Annotated in this window: 1 protein-coding gene; it reads left to right on the top strand. The window is 65.0% G+C overall.

Annotated elements, in window-relative coordinates; genetic code table 11:
- Nucleotides 1–727 precede the first annotated feature (727 nt).
- The coding region (gene ltrA, locus ACFWR9_RS42650; protein WP_383853072.1) for a group II intron reverse transcriptase/maturase at nucleotides 728–1,755 on the top strand (1,028 nt) is incomplete at its 3' end.

The raw sequence follows: 1,755 nt of genomic DNA on the forward strand, positions 1-1,755 counted from the left end.
TGTTGCGTCCTGGAAGCTGGTCCAGGCCTGCGGGTGAGAGTCCCGTCCGGGTAGACACCGGAGTGCCCGGTAGCAGGCCCCGGTTCGTCATGGAGACGTGGCGGGCTGAGCGGGGCGTCGAGAGCCTCTTTGGAGGGAGCGAGCACGCGGGCCGTAGCGTGAAGCGAACCTTGCAGCCTCGTCAGACCAACAGCGGAGGAGCCGAGCCGGTCATATCGCGGCGAAGGCCATGTCCTGGGGGCCCTGTTCCGGGGTCAGTCCCTGGGGTCCTCCCGGGGTACGGAGGGCGGCACGTGTGCATGGTCTGGGCCGGAACAGGAGAGACCCGTCTGCCCACGCCTGGCGTCGGGCATGAGACCGGACGTATAAGCCGATGGTGAAGTCGTCCGGAGGGCAGCGGGAGTCCGAGCGGGGCGTAGTACCGCTGATCGGCGTGCAACATAACGCGCCGGGAGGGAAGGGCCCGCACTTTGATCACGTCCGTAGCGGAGGTAAGCGCGAGGGCATGACCGGGACCGCCCGGTCCAACTCCCCCGGCGGGCGATGCCCCGTCGTAGTGGATGGGCACGCGTCCATCCGTAAAGTGCGAAAACTCCAACGCGGGCTATGGGCTGCGGCCAAGCAGTCTCCGGAGCGGCGTTTTCACGCCCTGTATGACCGTATTCACAGAGGTGACGTTCTGTGGGAGGCGTGGGAACGGGTCCGGGCCAATAGAGGTGCCGCCGGGGTGGATCGGGTCACCCTGGCGTTTGTGGAGAACGAATACGGAGTCCGGCGAATGCTCGGCGAACTTCAGCAGGCTCTCCGCGCAGGTGTGTATCGTCCCGCGCCCGCCAGGCGTGTGGATATCCCGAAACCGCAGGGCGGTAAGCGTCCGTTGGGTATTCCCACGGTGCGCGACAGAGTGGCTCAGCAGGCGGCGAAGATTGTGTTGGAGCCGGTTTTCGAGGCGGGATTCTCTCCGTGTTCGTACGGGTTCCGGCCGAAGAGGTCTGCGACGCATGCGATGGAGCGGCTTCGTGAGGGCTTCATCAAGGGCTATCGCTTTGTCGTGGAATTCGACATCCGTAACTTCTTCAATGAGATCGATCATGATCGTCTTCTTGGGGAAGTGGCGCGTCGGGTATCGGACCGTCGGGTGCTCAAGCTGGTGCGTCTGTGGCTGCAAGCGGGTGTGATGGTGGACGGTGAGGTTCGGCGGACGGTCGCTGGGACACCTCAGGGCGGGGTCATCTCGCCCTTGCTGGCCAACATCTACCTGCACGTCCTGGACTCCGAGCTGTCTGAGCGCGGGGTGGGTGAGCTGGTGCGGTACGCGGACGACGGAGTCGTCCTGTGCCGGTCGGCGAGCCAGGCCAGGTCGGCCCTGGCGGCGGTCGGGGAGATCCTCGGCTCGCTGGGATTGCGGCTGCATCCGGACAAGACGAAGGTGGTTGATCTCAGAGAGGGCCGGGAAGGACTCGACTTCCTTGGCTGCCACTTCAGAGCACGCTTTTCGGGCAAGTCGTGGGAGAAGTACGGCACGGTCCGCTACTACTTGCATCGCTGGCCATCGCAGGCGGCAATGAAGAGACTCCGGGACAAGGTCCGGGAACGGACCGACCGCCGCCGGTCGGGAACGGATATCCGTGATGTGATCGCGGACTTGAATCCGATCCTGCGCGGCTGGGGCAACTACTTCCGAACCGGGAACGCCGCCGAGAAGTTCCGCCAGCTTGACAGGCATGTGGTGTGGCGGCTCCGCCGATTGATGGT

The organism is Streptomyces sp. NPDC058534, from assembly GCF_042717365.1.
Taxonomy (GTDB): domain Bacteria; phylum Actinomycetota; class Actinomycetes; order Streptomycetales; family Streptomycetaceae; genus Streptomyces.